Annotated in this window: 19 protein-coding genes; 5 read left to right on the top strand and 14 right to left on the bottom strand. The window is 39.0% G+C overall.

Annotation, left to right across the window (positions count from 1 at the left end):
* Window positions 1-17: 17 nt before the first annotated feature.
* The 5 genes from IPM48_12090 to IPM48_12070 all read right to left on the bottom strand — a co-directional run bounded on the left by IPM48_12090 (window position 18) and on the right by IPM48_12070 (window position 4,420).
* Window positions 18-179: a hypothetical protein gene (locus IPM48_12090; protein ID MBK9272325.1), complete on the bottom strand. Its 162-nt coding sequence runs from the start codon at window positions 177-179 to the stop codon at window positions 18-20.
* A gap of 291 nt (window positions 180-470) precedes the next feature.
* Entirely contained in the window at window positions 471-1,727 is a 1,257-nt protein-coding gene (locus IPM48_12085; GenBank protein ID MBK9272324.1) for a hypothetical protein, read from the bottom strand.
* A gap of 94 nt (window positions 1,728-1,821) precedes the next feature.
* Complete coding sequence (locus tag IPM48_12080; GenBank protein ID MBK9272323.1) at window positions 1,822-2,196, bottom strand: cupin domain-containing protein; 375 nt, start codon at window positions 2,194-2,196, stop codon at window positions 1,822-1,824.
* A gap of 85 nt (window positions 2,197-2,281) precedes the next feature.
* On the bottom strand, window positions 2,282-3,196 hold the full coding sequence (locus tag IPM48_12075; protein MBK9272322.1) for an AraC family transcriptional regulator: 915 nt from the start codon (window positions 3,194-3,196) through the stop codon (window positions 2,282-2,284).
* A 723-nt stretch (window positions 3,197-3,919) separates the two neighbouring features.
* Window positions 3,920-4,420, bottom strand: a complete 501-nt coding sequence (locus IPM48_12070) for a UpxY family transcription antiterminator (GenBank protein MBK9272321.1) — start codon at window positions 4,418-4,420, stop codon at window positions 3,920-3,922.
* A 499-nt stretch (window positions 4,421-4,919) separates the two neighbouring features.
* Here IPM48_12070 and IPM48_12065 point away from each other — a divergent pair, with 499 nt between their 5' ends.
* From IPM48_12065 to purB, 3 genes are read left to right on the top strand one after another with little or no spacing between them, the layout of a single operon-like run.
* Complete coding sequence (locus tag IPM48_12065) at window positions 4,920-5,456, top strand: hypothetical protein (GenBank protein ID MBK9272320.1); 537 nt, start codon at window positions 4,920-4,922, stop codon at window positions 5,454-5,456.
* Window positions 5,457-5,462: 6 nt separating this feature from the next.
* A complete protein-coding gene (locus tag IPM48_12060; GenBank protein MBK9272319.1) occupies window positions 5,463-6,191 on the top strand; it encodes a TIGR02206 family membrane protein in 729 nt (242 codons plus the stop codon).
* A complete protein-coding gene (gene purB / locus IPM48_12055) occupies window positions 6,182-7,528 on the top strand; it encodes an adenylosuccinate lyase (protein ID MBK9272318.1) in 1,347 nt (448 codons plus the stop codon). Before IPM48_12060 ends, purB begins: the two co-directional genes overlap by 10 nt.
* 33 nt (window positions 7,529-7,561) lie before the next feature.
* Here purB and IPM48_12050 read toward each other — a convergent pair whose 3' ends face one another.
* Window positions 7,562-8,191: an aquaporin gene (locus tag IPM48_12050; GenBank protein ID MBK9272317.1), complete on the bottom strand. Its 630-nt coding sequence runs from the start codon at window positions 8,189-8,191 to the stop codon at window positions 7,562-7,564.
* A gap of 43 nt (window positions 8,192-8,234) precedes the next feature.
* On the opposite strand from IPM48_12050, the gene ribD reads away from it, so the two are divergent.
* Window positions 8,235-9,191: a bifunctional diaminohydroxyphosphoribosylaminopyrimidine deaminase/5-amino-6-(5-phosphoribosylamino)uracil reductase RibD gene (ribD, locus tag IPM48_12045; protein ID MBK9272316.1), complete on the top strand. Its 957-nt coding sequence runs from the start codon at window positions 8,235-8,237 to the stop codon at window positions 9,189-9,191.
* 122 nt (window positions 9,192-9,313) lie between these two features.
* Window positions 9,314-9,916, top strand: coding sequence for a thioredoxin family protein (locus IPM48_12040; protein ID MBK9272315.1), 603 nt, complete (start codon window positions 9,314-9,316; stop codon window positions 9,914-9,916).
* 402 nt (window positions 9,917-10,318) lie between these two features.
* Here IPM48_12040 and IPM48_12035 read toward each other — a convergent pair whose 3' ends face one another.
* Genes IPM48_12035 through IPM48_12000 form a run of 8 tightly spaced genes read right to left on the bottom strand, consistent with a single transcriptional unit; the run spans window position 10,319 to window position 17,737 of the window.
* Window positions 10,319-10,846 carry a DUF420 domain-containing protein gene (locus tag IPM48_12035; protein MBK9272314.1) on the bottom strand — a complete coding sequence of 176 codons (528 nt, stop codon included), beginning with the start codon at window positions 10,844-10,846 and terminating at the stop codon, window positions 10,319-10,321.
* Between the two features lie 4 nt (window positions 10,847-10,850).
* Window positions 10,851-11,438 (bottom strand): BRCT domain-containing protein, encoded by a 588-nt coding sequence (locus IPM48_12030; GenBank protein MBK9272313.1) that lies wholly within the window; start codon window positions 11,436-11,438, stop codon window positions 10,851-10,853.
* Window positions 11,439-11,468: 30 nt separating this feature from the next.
* On the bottom strand, window positions 11,469-11,987 hold the full coding sequence (locus IPM48_12025) for a cytochrome C oxidase subunit IV family protein (protein MBK9272312.1): 519 nt from the start codon (window positions 11,985-11,987) through the stop codon (window positions 11,469-11,471).
* A gap of 10 nt (window positions 11,988-11,997) precedes the next feature.
* Window positions 11,998-12,843 carry a cytochrome c oxidase subunit 3 gene (locus IPM48_12020; GenBank protein ID MBK9272311.1) on the bottom strand — a complete coding sequence of 282 codons (846 nt, stop codon included), beginning with the start codon at window positions 12,841-12,843 and terminating at the stop codon, window positions 11,998-12,000.
* A gap of 16 nt (window positions 12,844-12,859) precedes the next feature.
* Window positions 12,860-13,441 (bottom strand): cytochrome c oxidase subunit 3, encoded by a 582-nt coding sequence (locus IPM48_12015; protein ID MBK9272310.1) that lies wholly within the window; start codon window positions 13,439-13,441, stop codon window positions 12,860-12,862.
* Window positions 13,442-13,449: 8 nt separating this feature from the next.
* Entirely contained in the window at window positions 13,450-14,340 is an 891-nt protein-coding gene (locus tag IPM48_12010) for a protoheme IX farnesyltransferase (GenBank protein MBK9272309.1), read from the bottom strand.
* A gap of 30 nt (window positions 14,341-14,370) precedes the next feature.
* Window positions 14,371-16,221: a cbb3-type cytochrome c oxidase subunit I gene (locus IPM48_12005; protein MBK9272308.1), complete on the bottom strand. Its 1,851-nt coding sequence runs from the start codon at window positions 16,219-16,221 to the stop codon at window positions 14,371-14,373.
* Window positions 16,222-16,231: 10 nt separating this feature from the next.
* The gene (locus IPM48_12000) at window positions 16,232-17,737 is read right to left on the bottom strand and encodes an OmpA family protein (protein MBK9272307.1); all 1,506 of its coding nucleotides are present in this window, start codon (window positions 17,735-17,737) and stop codon (window positions 16,232-16,234) included.

The following is a 17,737-nucleotide window of genomic DNA, read 5'->3' as shown; positions in this document are numbered from 1 at the left end:
TAAATTTTTTATAAGTTTTAAGCTTCCATTAAGAATAAAGGATTAAAATCCCAGCCGTATTCTGCTTTCAAGCCAGAACGATTCCATTTGCCCAATTTCTCATAACTATAAGCAGGATTGTAGAGAAAGTCCTCGGGAACAAGAGTTTGGAGTTTGGTATATAGAATCTTAATTGGCATGATTAAATAATAACATTTTAACCCAATCATTTTCAAAAGCAAGGCAAAATTAAATCAGATCGGGCTTATCTGCTTTAAATTTTAGCGGTTGACCAGATTTTTGAGTATTTGACGGATTTGACGAGTAAGGGTGTACATGGTCAAATTTATTTACAGCAGTTTTTATCACAAAAAAGGATCCTATATTACCTTGGTTAAATTTTGTATTGGCCTTACAGGCCTGGTACAAGCAAAATATAATTCTGTTTATGAGTATTTCTTTCCTTTAAATGAGTTGCAAAAAGGTCAACTCTATCTACATTCACAACAACAATCGGATAGGGATATATTCCACAATAAATTGGTATGAAGACCTACTATCTCCGTATGGGCTACCAACGAATTCATGCTGCCCAACTGGATGGAGTTAAATTGATTCAAAGTTACTGAAGGCACACAGGGCAAAAAAGCGGAAAAAGCATCTCTTGCAGTGTTCAGATGGTTTCGGATGACTGTCTGAATGGCCATAGGCATCGGTGTCAACTGACATTGTTGACAAGAAGCATGAGCTTGCGCCGCTCCCAAATGAACACCCGCCACATAGAGGGAGGACAATGGAATCTGATGGTGACATTTTGATCGGTTGTTGACGACCACTTCTTGTAATTTGCGGACAAGTAAATGAATTTCCTGCTCAGCCTGCACATTGGTCAAATTTGGTATTCGGTTGATCAATTGACTAATTTCTTCAGAGTTAAACTGGAAACAATCCCTGAGCATATCCATTCCATCTTTGGCATTTCGCAGAGTTGCCTGAATGTCTGAAATTCCTATCGCACTCATAATGGTAGGTTCACAGGTTGTTCTGCCCCAGGCAGCGCCAAGACCTGTCATTCCTGCAAAGAAGACACTTAAGGGTGCCCGACACAATTGAGTAGGATTGGCCGAAACAGTATTACTTACGCTAAAAGAATACCTCGATCTCACGATTCCTTCATTGTTAAAATAGCTCCTTACCTCATAATTGCCATCTGCCAAACCTTGAAATTCTATAATTCCGGATTGTTGACCATTGGTATAAGCCCAGATCACATATTTTTCATCACTGCTCCCCGGCACTGCAATCCCTATCCAATCTCTAGCATTTCCAGGAAAACCGGAAAAAGTAATCTTAATTTTCTCATTAGGCTTATAACTTGTTTTTTCTGTTTTTGCCACTAAATTTTGATCTGTATTTCCCACCCTAAAATAGGACCTGGCTTTCACCACTCCTCCGTCATTAAAATATCCTCGCACTTCGTAGTCGCCATAAGGTAAGCCATTAAAAGTTAAGGTACCACTGATCGCCCCGCCAGTATATTGCCAGCTAGTGTATTTATCATCTGCCAGTCCTTTTGCGGCAAGTCCCACCCAATCCCTGCTTGCACCTGAAAATCCCGAAAAGTTAACCACAATATTTTCTCCGGGTGCATATACGGGTTTGGAAGAATTGACGGACTGGCCTAATAAAATGTTCTCATATCCGAAAATGAACCATAAAGCATTGAAAAGAATACGAAAATAGGACATAAGTTAAAATTAATATAATTGAACAATAATAAATTTGATCATTTAAAAAAGATAAAAGGAAACAGATCTCAATAAGAATGTTGAAGAGAAAATTTTATGATAGATGTTTCGCAAAGTCAATCATACCCTGAAAATCAATTACCACAGCGGGTTCATTTCCAATGGTCCAAGCATCATGACCCGAGGGAAGCAGAGAAACATCACCTGGTTTACAGTCGAACTCTGTTCCGTCATCCATCTTAATTCTAAGAATACCAGAAACATGGTATTGAAAATGTGGGGCTTCACAACTGTGGGTTTTGGCCAGTGGTTGCACGGAAGTTGTCCACCGCCAACCAGGCTCAAAGATGCCTCGGCCGATTGTGGCTCCCCCTATCTGAATAAGCTCCAAACGTCCTTTTGGGAATTCCCTGACTTCATCAGATGTTCCAAAATTTTTCCACTCAGCCATTTTTGATTTCTTCTCCATTTTTTGTATTTTTTGATTTAATACAGCAAAGGTATGTGCAGTGCTTGGGCAGTCATTGTAGATTCTTCGGAATGGTATGTATATTTCAGAGCTTCTTTCTAAAATCCTGTGGCGATAAGCCAGTTTTCCTTTTAATAAAGTGGGTAAAATGGGATGGGTCGTCAAATTTCAACTCGTAAGCGATCTCCGAAACCGATCGATCCGTCGAGCCCAGCTGCACCTTTGCCTCAAGCAATAAAATATCATGGATCATTTGTAAAGGTGGGCGTCCGAAAGTCTCCCTAACCACTTCAGAAAGGTGCTTTGCAGAGATATGCATCAAATCAGCATATTGTTGGACTGTACGCAATTCCACAAATTGCTTTTCAACAAGCAATTTAAAAGAATTGGCCAGTTGCTCTTTTCTACTGTAATTTTTACTTATTTCTCTTACATGAATCCGGTAAATTTCACGAACTCTATAAAGTAATATGAGTATCAGATTGCATAGGAGAAAATTCTTCTCTGCTGAAAATCGTTTGTATTCATCTAGAATTTGTGCAAATGCAGATTGAATCAATTCACTTTCAATTTGTGAAAGATTGATAATATGAGGGGCATCAAAATGAAAATAGGGAAATTCTTCGGCAAGAGGTTTAGTCAGTTGAGGCTTCAAAAATTCTGATTTGAAATGAATGCAATACCCCTTACAATCTTTAATGTGATCGCTGGCATATAGAGTATTTTCAGGAACAATAACCAGGTCATTGGGTTTTAGCTGGAGGTGATCGGCACCCAGGCGAACATCATGTTCACCCTCCAGCAGCAAGTAAATCAAATTAAACTGTCTTCTTAGAGCAGGTATCGTTTCGCAATTTTTATGCTTGTCTTCCAATGTTCCTGGCATCACCATAAGATCAATGTCATAATGTTTTGCATCTCTGTTGATTAGTCGCTCAAACATTTCCAAAGTAGAAATATTAAGTATTTCATTGTTCTTTTTTGAGTTTCTATTTTTCATATTTGTCTTTTCATTAGATCAATTACAGTATTTATTTTTAATGAACCCAGGTATAACACGATTGATATTAAATTCCAACGAAGTTTAAGATTAAACTCCTTGACTTTAGTATTACCAATCTGAGTATGACATTCTGATCCATTTTCATGGAAACTTTAAACAACAATTATCGATAAATATCACCAAAACCTAGTCAATTAATTGGGGGTTTGCAAAGAATATGGCAATGAATAATCTTCATTAAAATGCAACACCCTTAGAGAGCATAAAGCCCGGTAGGGTTTGATGCAATTGCAAATCAATAAATAGTTTCTCCAAATTGCATGACAAACCTAAATTGAACCTACCAAAAAAAAGACGAATGAATTCTTCCAAACTTCAATTCTAATATTTCAATAGATATTGGATTAAAATTTAAAAATTTATAATCGGCAAACAGGTACAATAGATCCAATTAACATCGTAGTTTTCTCTTTCCTTTTTCTCAATTGTCAATGGTTCGATTCTTTGGTAAAATTCCTACCATTTGCGGAGATTATTTGGGCGCTTTCAATAGCCAGGTTTTAATTTTCTTTGTGAAGATAGTTGTTGATTTGGCCCACATGTTTCACAATTTTGCTGTTCTCTCTATTTTAAATTGTCAAATGGCTTCGCCGTCGTAGGATTGGTCAAAAATTAGCCAACACTTTGTTTTTCAATCATTTAAAAGAAACAGCAGATGATTCACTCATTTACAAATTTTAATCGTCTCAAGAGGGAACGGGCAATGCTGAATCTGACGTATCGCCCCAAAGATTCAATCAAAACATACATATTCCACCTTCCATGCTCTTGTATTGCCAAACCTTGCACACCTTTCATAGCTCCCGCGATTACCTCAACAGCATCACCCACTTTTATCGGATCTCTACTCCAAATCGCATCAAAGCAGCCATCACAAATTTGCCGTAACCGATCGATTTCCTCCTGACTAACTTGAACTGGCTTACCATTGTCTTTTAAAAAATCAAGCACCGATCCTCCGTCGTAAACCTTAGTTCTTTCTCCAGGCCTGCATTTAACAAACATATAAGGGCTAAGAACGGGTTTGATTTTTTCTTTAATGAGGTCCTTATTCCTAGCCAATTCTTTCTTTCCTGGCAGGTAATGCTCCATACCAATTGTGTGCAAAAACCTGGAAGTTTTGGCATCCTGACGGGGTTTAACCCGAATAACGAACCACAAGCTAGGGGCGGTGATTATAGTGGGGCTATACATCTTCCTCAATCCTTTGGCGTAAATTTATACTATATTTCCTAACAAATAAAAAATTTATGGTTAAAATTTGTCAAATTAATCAATTTTAATTATTCGAAGTAGAGGGAAACTCCGATGACATCTTACCCAAACGGATTTTTAGATAGAAAAGCAGTTGAGTTCCGTAATATCCTGAAAAGCCTTTGGGACAGTTCACCCAATGGGTACAACCTACCCTGTTTCAATTTTGTACAAAGGATTTACCATCACATATTCAATCGGAATTTACAATATCAAAGACCTGATTTTCTCAATTTTATTGGATGACTCCCATTAAGACATTATCCTAAAGTTTCAAAACCTAAAAAAGCATTCTTTTGCTTTTTATTCCGCCTTATGAGTGGCTTTGAAGCATATACGCACTTCAATCTAGCTGATATCAGATTAAATACCACATAATCCATATATTTGGGTCAAAATAAGCTTTATGAGCATAGAAAAATTCCTGGGTGTTGGTTCCAGGGTCAAGCATCCTGCTTTTGGAGATGGAGTCGTCATCGAAGTTGATATTGCGGCATACCGTGTTTGCTTCATACAGTTTGGTATTAAGTTGGTGGGGAAGGAATATGCCAATTGGGAAATAATTGAAAAGATTGAACCCACCGAAGCCGTTAGCTTTACAGAGGCCGAAAAATCACTTATCAAGATCCTCAAGGCCTGGTCTGATATCAGTGAAGTTGTTCCATTACACGACAAGTGGAAAGATGGTGTCATGATTCTCAGATCAGCGGACCCAAGTCTCAAGGAAAAAGAAATTCCGATCGAATCGTTTTTTCACAAAATCGTCATGGTGCGCGATCGTCTGCGGGTGATGGAGCAAAGAATCAATGCCAGCTTATTGACCGATGAAGAAAAAGTAAATCTCCAACAATACATCACTCGTATTTACGGCAGCCTAACCACCTTTAATATATTGTTTAAATACAAGGAAAATCATTTTGTTGGCGACAAAGCCAATGATTAAAACCATATGCCTCACGAACATTATTTAATTCCGACATACTCCTTGATGTGGTGGGGTGGCATTATATTAGGTCTGGGATTTTACAGTGGTTTGGCAAAATTAGGAAGCTATTTTAAGTCAATTGGCAAGGAAGAACTTTTTCGCCGGGCATTGTTTGTCGTATTTTTTGTTCGTGAAATACTCATCCACGTATACTATTTGGTCACAGGTCATTTCAATATACAAGAATCCCTGCCCCTTCATCTTTGCGGACTCTCTTATTTAGCTTGTCTGGTTTGTTTGTACAAACCCCAAATGCTTCTTTACGAATATCTTTTAATGCTTGGAAGTGTGGGAGCGCTTATGAGTTTTCTGACTCCGGAAATGACGCATGGTTATTCACCATTTTTGTTGTTTGATTATTATTTGAGTCATGGATTGATACTTTTTACACCACTCTATTTGTTTTTTGTATTGCATATTCGACCCAGGGTTCGTTCCTGGTTGTATGTTCTGGTATTTGGCAACATTGTTTTAGGAACGGTGGGTTTAATCAATTATCTCATTGGGTCAAATTATATTTACTTATGCGAACCTCCAAAAGTGGACAATGTCCTGATTACGGGTAAGTTTCCTTATCATATCATTGGATTTGAAGTCATCGGTTCAGCTTTTGTTCTCCTGATTTACTATATTTTCAGAAGACTCCGGTTTAATTTGTTTTCAACCGGTCTAAAAAACATCAAATGGGTCTAATTCAAATTTCACCAATAGACGGTCGTTATTTCCAAAAAGTCATCGAACTGAGTGACTATTTTTCTGAACACGCACTCTTTAAATACCGCGTTCAGGTTGAAGTTCTTTACTTGTTAGAGCTGTGTAAAACCAAAGAACTTTCATTAAATCCCCTTACCAGCGATCAGGAGTTGTCCTTAACTAATTGTTTTGAAGCTTTCTCACTTGATGACTCTCGCAGGATAAAAGAAATTGAATCCATCACTCGCCACGATGTCAAAGCTGTTGAGTATTTTCTCCGTGAAAAACTAAGCAGTCTGGGCTTGGACCGGCTTCACGAAATGATTCATTTTGGCCTCACCTCTCAAGACATAAACAATACCGCCATCCCTATGATATTGAGGGATGCTACCAATGAAGTACTTGTTCCATGTCTGCAAAAATTGATAGAGCAAATTAGGTCATTTTCCTTTGCCCATCGCAATATACCCATGCTGGCCAGGACCCACGGACAACCTGCCAGCCCAACTGGACTGGGTAAAGAGTTGGCTGTATTTGTTGAAAGATTAGAATTGCAACTAGCTACTCTTAAATCCACCGCGTTTACTGGAAAATTTGGTGGAGCAACAGGTAATTTTAATGCGCATAAATTGAGTTTTCCTCAAATTAACTGGCCTCAGTGGGCTGATGATTTTTTAAAGAAAAAATTGCACATCGGGAGGCAAAGACTAACCACCCAAATTGCGCATTACGATGAAATCGCTCAATGGTGTCACGCATTGATCCGAATTAATACCATACTTATTGATTTTAGCCGTGATCTATGGACTTACATTTCCATGGATTACTTTACCCAAAAAGTAATTGCGGGAGAAGTAGGCTCATCTGCAATGCCACACAAGGTCAATCCAATTGATTTTGAAAATGCAGAAGGCAATTTTGGAATGGCCAATACCATCCTCCATTTCATGGCTGAGAAACTGCCAATTTCCAGACTCCAAAGGGATTTAACGGATAGTACTGTTTTGCGCAATATTGGAACTCCGGCAGCCCACATCCTCATAGGGTTAAAATCCTTGATGCATGGTTTGTCCAAATTGCAAGTAAACAGTGTTAAAATCCGTTCGGATTTGGATCAGCAATGGATTATCCTTGCAGAAGCAATTCAAAGTATCCTAAGAAGGGAAAACATTGAGCATCCTTACGAATTACTCAAAAACCTGACACAAGGAAAAAGTGCCATCAAACAATCTGATTTATTTGAGTTTGTGGAAACACTTGACATTTCCGATTCTGTAAAAAATGAAATTAAAAATTTACGTCCCGACAATTACATTGGCTATGCAGAAGAGTTCTAAAAATGAATGAATTCGTCTCCATTTTGGTTAGGGTCAATTATCTCGACCATGAATCCATATAAAGCAAAAAGCTGCAGCCACTGCTGCTGTCACCTCCGCCACCCAATGCACCCAGATATTGCCAAATCCGGAAATATTGCTGATCCCAAGACTTAGACCAAGGGCCGGATTAAATGCTCCTCCTGAAATTTTTCCCAAAGTCATCATTCCGCCTATCATGATTCCTCCAAGGGATAATCCATAGAAAGAATTACCTATGGTAGTTCTCGATGAAGCCACATTCAGAAATACAAAACAAAGTACGAATGTCCCAAGAAGTTCACAAAGCATTGCAGGAACCACATCCGCATCGAGCACGATACCGGCAGGTTGTTTGACTGTAATGGAGAGCAAACCCAGCGCAGCACCTAATGAAGATCCCAGAAATTGAACCAGTATAAACCCGGGTAATTCTCTAAGAGACATTCTGCCCCGTAGAAATACGGCTAGACTAATCGCGGGATTAAAATGTCCACCTGAAATATGACCACCTGCATAAACCATGGCCATGTACACAAGGCCCACTGCAAATGACAAATGGGTCCATGAATCCTGCATGGCTGCAATCACCAAAATGAATGCAATGATCAGGCTTCCAATAAATTCTACCAACAATTTTTTCATGGTTTGACTACTTTTGTCTGCTTGAGTTCGCAATTTAGAACAAATGCAAGATAATCATGATATATATTTTAAATATTGTCTGGAATTGGCCAGAAGAAGTTCTATGACCAAAACCAATCCCAGTGTTGGGGCTCTTTTGCGGTACGAAGACCAGGTGATCGGTGAGGGATGGCATGGGGTATTTGGCGGCCCGCATGCGGAAGTCAATGCCATTAGAAGTGTTCCACAAGCACTCAGAAAATACATTCCATTATCCACCATGTACATCAGTCTGGAACCTTGCAATCATTTTGGCAAGACGCCACCTTGTACAGATTTGATCTTGCAAAGTGGCATTAAAAATGTCATGATTGGTTGCACAGATCCCAATCCTAAAATGTCAGGAAAAAGTATACAATACTTAGAAAGCAAGGGTGTCCAAATACAACTCGCAGACAATCCTGCTGATTTTCTTAAGCTGATCCATCCTTTCTATATCCGTCAAAGCTTGCTGAGGCCATACATCATACTAAAATGGGCAGAATCCTTGGATGGGCTGATTGGCCGAGAAAATGAGAAAGTTAAAATTTCCAATGCCATATCAGATATTCTGGTTCACAAATGGCGATCCCAAGTAGATGGAATACTCGTGGGCTCTAAAACATACATCAACGATATACCACAGCTCAATGTCAGGCATTGGACTGGAGGACATCCGAAGAAATACATCATTTCTCATTCACAAAACATTTCTGAATTTACCACTTTACCATACCCCGGCCTAAATATAGTACAGAGTTTAAAGAAAGTGTATGAAGAAGAAGCCTGCGGATCTTTGTTGGTAGAGGGTGGCAGAGAAACTTTACAATATTTCATTGATCGGGAATTGTGGGACGAGGCCAGAATTGTAAAAAATCACGGTTTGGAATTGAAAAGCGGAATATCTGCTCCTCTCTTAAGAGGCAAATTAGAGGCATCCTGGAGTTTTCTGTCAGATGATTGGTTTGTCATCAAGCCTTGAAAAAATATAGATTCAAAAGCTTTTAAACAACGTTAAAATTATTTTAAAATAGGCAGAATGAATGGGTTAGACATTGAACAAATTCAGTAAATTTTGTTTCTTTGTTGGATGAAACACGAAAAATGTTGAATTTGGCTTACAAAATAGCATTGACTGGATTTGCTTCTGTGCTTTTCTTTATTGGGATGGGCAATATATTGTATGCCCAATCGAACAACATCGAGTGGCTGAGTTGGGAGCAAATGGAGTCCATGATGAAAAAGCAAAAAAGGAAGGTCATTGTGGATATATATACTGATCGTTGCTCCTGGTGCAAAAGAATGGACCAGACGACCTTTCAGGATCCGGCAGTCATTAAAGCTTTGTCAAAGGATTACTATGCCGTCAAACTAAATGCCGATTACAGAGAAGATATTGTTTTCAAGGACCGTGTGTTTAAATACGTCACGTATGGAAAGAGAGGTTGTCACCAACTTGCTCTTGAAATTACACAGAACAATCTTTCCTTCCCCACTTTTGTTTTTATGGATGAAAATCTAGATGTTATACAGCCGATTCCGGGTTATCTAGATTCAAAGACTTTTGAAATCATTGCCAGTTATTTCTATGGCAACCACCATAAATCAACTCCTTTCCAGGTTTATGAAGAAAGTTACAAAGCTTCGAACAATACCCCGGCTAAATCCAATCCGGCTCTCAAAACGGTAAACCACCGAAAAGAATAATTTCAATCAACTTATTCATTTTTGAGGATGCTTGCATTAAAAGTTTTGCTTTTGCAAGTAAGGGCTCCTTTTAATATCAAGCTTGAAAAAATTTTCCAAGTTCAAATAAAAGTATAAAAACAGGTTTTGGAATTTCAGTGTAAATCCGATTAAGTCAGGTATCTGATTTAATTCTTCAGTTGTTTCCTGCTACGGCGATACAAGTAAATCAAAGTCCCGGCTAACAAATATGGAATGACCAACAAATATAAAATTCCATTGTTAAGCCCTTGCCCTGCTAAACCTCCGTCTTTCATATTTGCTTCAGCGGCCATTTTACACATGGGACATTGTGCCATCAATAATAACTGTGAACACAACAATATCGATATTGAAGTATATCTGATCAAGTATTTCTTCCAATTATACATAACAAGGCTTTAGCATCAAATAACAAACGGGGCCAGAAAGGCAAACATACAACCAAATGGGAAATACCCATTTGGCCATTCTCCTGTGCCTGTCTACCTGCATGCTGTATCCGCGAATAAAGGTAAAAAGAATAAATGGAAAACTTATTGCTGCAAGAACAATATGGCTTATTAACAAGGGGAAATAAACAGACCTCAACCAACCTTCACCGCAGTACTTTGTCTCTGGAGTTGTGATGTGGTAGACAACATAGCTTACCAGAAACAAGGCAGAAATTCCCAATGCAATCATGATCATTCTTTTATGTTCTGCAATTCTTTTATTTTTTATGTGGATATATGCAATCATCAAACAAATAGCGGCCAGGGCATTTAGTGTGCTGTAAAAAGGAGGAAGAAAAGAAAAATCAATCTTAGTGTCTATGTGTATTCGCCTCATAAACACCACCACCAGCAATACAACAACGCTAATTAGAGTTGCCATCCTGTTCATCATCTTCAGATTGCCCGGACTGATCATGCGATTATTTTTTTAAACTGAGAAAAACCGGTAAATGCCTTACTAATTTCTTGACATCTTCCGAATCTGAAAGTTTGTAATAATTTCTGATTTGTTGTTTGTCATCTAAAAAAATAGCGACAGATGTATTTTTGTATTCTTCCGGAATTCCAAATACAGATGCACTAAATGGAAATACGTGGTCGGCTGCCATATAGCTGATAATCCATTTAGGATCGTGAATCGGTACGGACAAGAGTGCGTTGAGATAATCTGCAGTTTCTCCGGAATTCATTCCTGCGATCAAATAGGTTTTTTGGGTAAATTCTTCAGATGATTGTTGATTGAGTTTTATCAGCTTTTGGACGTGATCCCTGTTCATCGAATCAGCTCCCAAAACAGCCACTAGCCATTTACTCCCTTTCAGAGAATCCTCTGAGATGGTCCTATCTTTCCAATCTGTGTTTTGAAAATGGGATATTGCGATTTTGGGTTTCAAAGCCTCCATTGCCTCTTTCCTCATTCTGGTACCAGACTGTAAAAAATAATAAGCAAACAAGGGTAGTCCTATCAGAATGATTAGAACAAGCGCTATTTTAATCTGCTGGGTCATTCAATCGGTTGAAGCAATGGTACCAATATATCAATGCTTCTTCCCTTCTTTTGTTTCATCAATGTGAGTACCACCGGTAGTATCTATAGGCGTTGTGACCAAACTATCAGTCACTGCTGAGCCGGTATGTTCTTTATGCTCTGGTGCGTCATGATGACCATCTCCATGGGTGCTTTCCTTTTCAACCGGAGAAAAAAACGAAGCGATTGGTCTGTCATTGGCTTGAGCTCTCCATTTTCTCCAGGTACCTCCTTCCACAAAAAAAGCAATCACCATCCAAATCAACAACAAAGTTGGTAGCAACACAGATTTAACCAAGCCTGGAACTTCATACCGCATATGCATAAATTCGTAAACAATAAAATATGCTTTATACAGACTCATTCCAATCATGGCCAGATACATTAGCCAAACGGGTAGATGAAATCCATCAACAATATATCCTTTCCCTAATAAAGCAACAAATACCTCCACAAGGGTAACAATACCCAGTATGATCAATCCTTTAAAAACAACTTTCTTGCCTTCTTCGTAACTTAAATGTCCCATGAGCTAAATTTTATAATAAGTAAAACACCAAAAACACAAACACCCAAACCAAATCTACAAAGTGCCAATAAAGGCCTATTTTTTCTACCATTTCATAGCCGTTGTTGCGGCGAGCATAAATGCCACTCGCCACATTGAGCATGATAATCAATAGAAATACCACCCCACTAAAAACGTGAAATCCATGAAATCCAGTAATGAAAAAGAATAGCGCACCAAAGGCTTTTGGTCCCATTTGCTGTACCTTCACTTCTCCATCGTCAGTCTTATATTTCAACGGGGTATAATGTCCGTCATGGTAGTGAATAAGATATGACTGTCCTGCTTTAAATCTATCCCCTTCTTTAATGTCGTGACCATCTCCTTCCAGATATACACCACTTTCTGTATGGGTACCGAATGGATTCTTGGTGATTGACATATTCTCACCTTTAATCAAAGTGGTCCATTCCCAAGCCTGGCAACCAAGAAACATCAGTCCGCCCACAATGGTCAGCAACATCCAAAATACGATTCCCTTTTTATTCTCACGATGTCCTTCCTGAACTGCTCTCACCATGGTCACAGAACTCATGATCAAAACGAAGGTCATGATCGTCACAAAAATCAAAGGCTTGTGATGAATACCAAAGGGAAGGGTTGAAAATACAAAATCCGGAACAGGCCAGGTTGGCATACTAAAACGCAGGGTTCCATAGGCCACCAAAAATGCGGAAAAGGTAAATGCGTCTGACAACAGAAAGTACCACATCATAAGCTTGCCATAACTGGCCTTGAAAGGCTCGCTGCCTCCCATCCAACTTGCTTGGGTCGAAGCATGGGTATCATGTGAATGCGCTAAATGTTCTGAAGACATATCTTTATTTATTCTTTTATTGTAAAATCAAAAATATTAAAAGGTACAACCAAAGTATTCCGACAAAATGCCAATACTGCCTTACTAAATTGGATTTTAAAATTCTCATTGGATCGGGCTGGAATTCGATCAGAAAAGCATTCAACAAACTGATCAAGAGTACGACCAATCCCCCAATCACATGGAGCGCGTGAAAACCTGAAATAACATACAAGAAAGAAACAGACACATTTAGGTCAATAAACAATCCTGTTGAAACCATCACCTTCCATGAAATGATTTGCATGACAATAAATGCCAAACCCAAAGCTGTGCCAAAAACAATATTCAACTTATACCTATTTTCGTTTCCTAACTTCATGCTTTTGTATGCATTTTCTATAAATACAGAAGATAGTACGATCAAAATGGTGGAATAAAAAAATTGAACAGGTAACTTGAATTCATACCAATTGCCAACAGGTTTTCGAACCAAATAAGCGCTTGTTATCGCAGCAAAAAACATGATAATAGAAGCCATGCCAATCCACAAGGCAAACTTGTACGCCTGAATTTTATCAGGTGGAAGCTCTTTGTGAAACATTTGTACAATTGGCATAATGCTTTTTACAGATTCTGGTTAATAAGTAAAAGAATTAATAGGATCGGCAAATACAAAATTGAGCAAAACATCAGTGCTCTGGCCGTTGGTCTGTTATTTTTTTGATACAAACGCAATCCAAACCATGCATAAACCAACATACAAATAATCATGCCGGTTAAAATAAAAGGATTGAAATATCCTTCCATGACAAGAGGAACTAATACGGCTATCCCTAATAAACTATACTGCGACGAATAAAATCCGTACATGGGATCAGGCTTACCGTTTACGTCTTTAATCAATTTGAAACCTGCTGTTTTGTAGTCCTGATGGCCTAGCCATGCAATCGCCCAAAAGTGGGGAAATTGCCATAGATATTGAAGTCCAAATAAAGAAAGTGATTCCAAAGAAATGGAATCTTGTGCAGCAACACCTGCCACCAAAACAGGAAGTGCACCTGGGATTGCCCCCACTGGAATGGCCAAGGTGGAATAACGTTTCAGCGGAGTGTAAATAAAAGCATATAAGATCAAAGATCCCATCCCAAGGGTGGCACACAAAGGATTGATCATGGCTAAACAGATAGATCCAAGTACGGTAAATATGCCTGCGATTAAAACAGCGGTGGAAGAACTCATCCTCAGGTCGGCAAGCGGCCTTAGACGGGTACGGATCATCATGCGATCAAAATCTTTTTCCAATACCTGGTTTATGGCATTGGCCGAAAAAGTAATGCACAATCCACCACACAGCAACAATAAAAAATTAAGCCATACAAACTGATCCACTGCAAAAATCAAATACGACATCATCGAGCTGAATACAACCATCATGCTCAACTTGAATTTAACCAGTTGACCAATGTCTCGGATAAGATCAAAAGAACCTAGGTGATATGTTTTGGTAGTTGACACTTCAATATTCCTGTATAAGATTGATATTCGTTAATGACTGCTGTGCTCCTCCCCTTCCCGGAGTGGTACGTGTTGTTGTGTAAATTCAATTCCATCTTTTCCATAGTCGTAAGCCCATCGTTGGACTGACGGTATTTTTCCTGGCCAGTTGCCGTGTCCGGCTTCAATCGGTGTAGTCCATTCAAGAGTGGTTGCACCCCAAGGATTTTGATTGGTTACTTTCCGGCCCTTATACATACTCCAAAAGAAATTAACCACGAACATGATTTGTGCAAAGAAGGTAATGATTGCGGCTATTGTGATAAATTTATTCATATCATCAAAGCCTGTAAATGCTTCAAAACTATCAAACCGATAATATCTTCTTGGCACTCCAGCCATTCCTAAAAAATGCATAGGTCCGAAAACTGCATAGGCTCCAATCATTGTGATCCAAAAATGTACTTTACCCAAAGTCTCATTCATGAATCTGCCAAACATCTTGGGAAACCAATGGTAAACACCCGCAAACATCCCAAAAAACGCTGCTACTCCCATCACTATGTGAAAATGCGCTACCACAAAATAAGTATCGTGCTGTTGGATGTCAATCGCTGAGTTACCCAAAAAAATACCGGTTAAGCCGCCGGAAATAAACATAGACACAAAGCCTATACAAAATAGCATGGGTGTATTGAGTCTGATATTCCCACCGTAGAGCGTGCTGATCCAGTTAAACACCTTAACAGCAGAAGGGACTGCAATGATCAGGGTAAAGACCACAAAGAAATTGGAAATAAATGGATTCACTCCTGACATAAACATGTGGTGAGCCCAAACAATAAAAGACAAAAATGCAATGGCCAATATGGAATATACCATCGCCCTGTATCCAAAAATTGGTTTGCGGGCATGGACAGAAAGGACTTCAGAAACCAAGCCCATCGCTGGTAAGATAATGATATACACCTCAGGGTGCCCCAGAAACCAAAAAATATGCTGATAAAGAATCGGACTGCCTCCTATCCTGTCCAAAGCCATTCCATTGATAAATATATCCGAGATATAAAAACTGGTTCCTAGACTTCGGTCAAAAATCAAAAGTAGAAAACCTGAGAACAATACAGGAAAAGAAAGGAGCGCTAAAATTGCGGTCACCAAAAAAGCCCAAATGGTTAATGGCATTCTCCAAAGGCTCATTCCTTTGGTTCTTAGATTCAATACCGTCGTGATATAATTCATTCCACCCAACAAAACCGATACCACAAACAGTGCCAGTGAAACCAACCATAGTGTCATACCAGCCCCAGAACCAATAGAGGCCTGAGGTAAAGCACTTAGAGGTGGGTAAGCTGTCCAGCCACCAGAAAATGGTCCGGTACTTAGAAAAAGAGAATAGAACATGACCACACTTGATAAAAAGAAAAACCAATATGATAACATGTTCAAAAATGGTGAAGCCATGTCTCTGGCTCCCAATTGCAATGGAATCAATAAATTGCTGAATGTTCCACTCAATCCTGCCGTCAAAACGAAAAATACAATAATTGTACCATGCATGGTCACCAGGGCATAGTAAAACTCAGGATCCAATGAGCCCATTCCAGCGTCATTAATGATGATCCACTTTCCTAAAATGGGTTTAAGCCAAGCGATGCTCTCATCCGGAAATCCGAGCTGGAGTCTAAATATAATCGACATGGCCGCACCGATAATCGCCCAAAAAATTCCTGTCATTAAAAATTGACGGGCGATGATTTTGTGATCCATGCTGAAGATATACTTAAACAGGAAATTGGTTTGATATTTATCTCCTTCATGATGTTCATGAAAGTGATCATCAAAACCCTGTTTTTCTATCAGGATGTCTGTTTCTTTATGCGAATGATGACTTGATGACATGTTCACAATTTTAAAAAGTTAATATTTTAAATTCTATCCTCCTGTTTTTGGATCTACCTTCTTCCGTGTCATTGGAATCCACTGGTTTTAAGGATCCGAAACCAACCGCACTCATTCGTTGTGCGGCAATTCCTTTCCCTACCAAATAATCCTTTACTGCAGATGCCCTGTCCAAAGACAATTTGTTATTGGCTGTATTATCACCTACATTGTCCGTATGCCCACTAATCTCAACTTGAAGTTTAGGGTTTTTATCCAGTGCGTTTTTCAATACTTCCAAAGCCAAATCCGAATCAGCATTCAGAGCAGCTGATCCTGTTTCAAAATAAATATTGTCCAACCTCAGGGTCCTGTCTTCTAATTTGGTATTGCTTGTATCCAACGCCTTTGTCAATGCAGATTCAAGATCCTTTGCCTTTAATTTTAATTCAAGACCTAAATTTTTACCTTTAAATGGGTCGTTTTCAGTGTTCCTTATATTGCTCAAATAATAAGATTTTTGACTTGCATTCCATTTATCAAAGTCCTCTTGTGAAACAACTTTAACGACTCTTCTCATACTGTAATGTCCTTTGCCGCATAGCTCAGCGCATGCCAATTCGTAATTGAAAGCTTGCCATTTTGGAGGACTTGCAGGATCGGTTGGATCGGAAGGAATATTGTATTCAGGGTATTTTCGCAATTCCTGTCTATATTCTTCTGTGGTTTTGATCGGTGTGAATATAAAATAGGTCGGAATACCCGGTACTGCATCCATCTTAACCCTGAAGTGTGGTAAATAAAAATTGTGCAAAACATCTCTTGCCGTAATTCGAATCCTAATTTTTTTACCTTTGGGTATAACCAGTTCATCTGAATTGAAGTCATCATGATTTCTTTCGTCGTTCCAATCTTGCCCAAGGTCATTTACGCCTGGTTGAATCAATCTAAAATCTTTTACTCCCAATTTTCCATCTTGTCCGGGGTATCTCAGATTCCATGCAAATTGCCATCCGGTGGCTTCAATTTCGATGTGATCTTCCCCTTCTGAAATATCAGCCATAATATCATTCCACGCCACCAAACCTTTGACGACCAAAAAAACCATCACAAATGCCGGTACAGCGGTCCAGATCATCTCCAATCGGTTGTCGTGTGGCATAAATAAAGCTTTTTTGCCAGGAGTATATCTGTATCGATAAGCGAACCAAAACAGTGCAATGTGCGTCAGGACAAATACAACGATGGTGAAAAATGCAGTTACATTAAACATAGAATCAATGGTGCCGCCATGTGCAGAAGCGGATTGATGTGGACCATACCCCATCATGTAATTGGCATAATACAATGAGCACCACATAAATCCTGCAAAAAGCAAGACACAAAAGATAAGCAACCATTTGCCGTGTGTCTCAGAACTGCTGCGGATTGCTTCTTCTTCTCCTTTGATTTGCTCTGTTATCTCGTTTATCTTTGCAATCTGAACCAAAACGATGGCCAGTAAGATGACGGATAAAATAATAATTAAAATTGTCAT

The sequence above is a fragment of the Saprospiraceae bacterium genome, assembly GCA_016715965.1.
Classification (GTDB): Bacteria; Bacteroidota; Bacteroidia; order Chitinophagales; family Saprospiraceae; genus Vicinibacter.
This window is presented reverse-complemented; position numbering and strand designations above follow the sequence as displayed.

Excerpts from the sequence above, each read along its gene's own strand:
- IPM48_12090 (MBK9272325.1), bottom strand. The coding sequence starts at position 179 with ATGCCAATTAAGATTCTATATACCAAACTCCAAACTCTTGTTCCCGAG.
- IPM48_12085 (MBK9272324.1), bottom strand. The coding sequence starts at position 1,727 with ATGTCCTATTTTCGTATTCTTTTCAATGCTTTATGGTTCATTTTCGGA.
- IPM48_12080 (MBK9272323.1), bottom strand. The coding sequence starts at position 2,196 with ATGGAGAAGAAATCAAAAATGGCTGAGTGGAAAAATTTTGGAACATCT.
- IPM48_12075 (MBK9272322.1), bottom strand. The coding sequence starts at position 3,196 with ATGAAAAATAGAAACTCAAAAAAGAACAATGAAATACTTAATATTTCT.
- IPM48_12065 (MBK9272320.1), top strand. The coding sequence starts at position 4,920 with ATGAGCATAGAAAAATTCCTGGGTGTTGGTTCCAGGGTCAAGCATCCT.
- IPM48_12060 (MBK9272319.1), top strand. The coding sequence starts at position 5,463 with ATGCCTCACGAACATTATTTAATTCCGACATACTCCTTGATGTGGTGG.
- purB (MBK9272318.1), top strand. The coding sequence starts at position 6,182 with ATGGGTCTAATTCAAATTTCACCAATAGACGGTCGTTATTTCCAAAAA.
- IPM48_12050 (MBK9272317.1), bottom strand. The coding sequence starts at position 8,191 with ATGAAAAAATTGTTGGTAGAATTTATTGGAAGCCTGATCATTGCATTC.
- ribD (MBK9272316.1), top strand. The coding sequence starts at position 8,235 with ATGCAAGATAATCATGATATATATTTTAAATATTGTCTGGAATTGGCC.
- IPM48_12040 (MBK9272315.1), top strand. The coding sequence starts at position 9,314 with ATGTTGAATTTGGCTTACAAAATAGCATTGACTGGATTTGCTTCTGTG.
- IPM48_12035 (MBK9272314.1), bottom strand. The coding sequence starts at position 10,846 with ATGATCAGTCCGGGCAATCTGAAGATGATGAACAGGATGGCAACTCTA.
- IPM48_12030 (MBK9272313.1), bottom strand. The coding sequence starts at position 11,438 with ATGACCCAGCAGATTAAAATAGCGCTTGTTCTAATCATTCTGATAGGA.
- IPM48_12025 (MBK9272312.1), bottom strand. The coding sequence starts at position 11,987 with ATGGGACATTTAAGTTACGAAGAAGGCAAGAAAGTTGTTTTTAAAGGA.
- IPM48_12020 (MBK9272311.1), bottom strand. The coding sequence starts at position 12,843 with ATGTCTTCAGAACATTTAGCGCATTCACATGATACCCATGCTTCGACC.
- IPM48_12015 (MBK9272310.1), bottom strand. The coding sequence starts at position 13,441 with ATGCCAATTGTACAAATGTTTCACAAAGAGCTTCCACCTGATAAAATT.
- IPM48_12005 (MBK9272308.1), bottom strand. The coding sequence starts at position 16,221 with ATGTCATCAAGTCATCATTCGCATAAAGAAACAGACATCCTGATAGAA.
- IPM48_12000 (MBK9272307.1), bottom strand. The coding sequence starts at position 17,737 with ATGACAATTTTAATTATTATTTTATCCGTCATCTTACTGGCCATCGTT.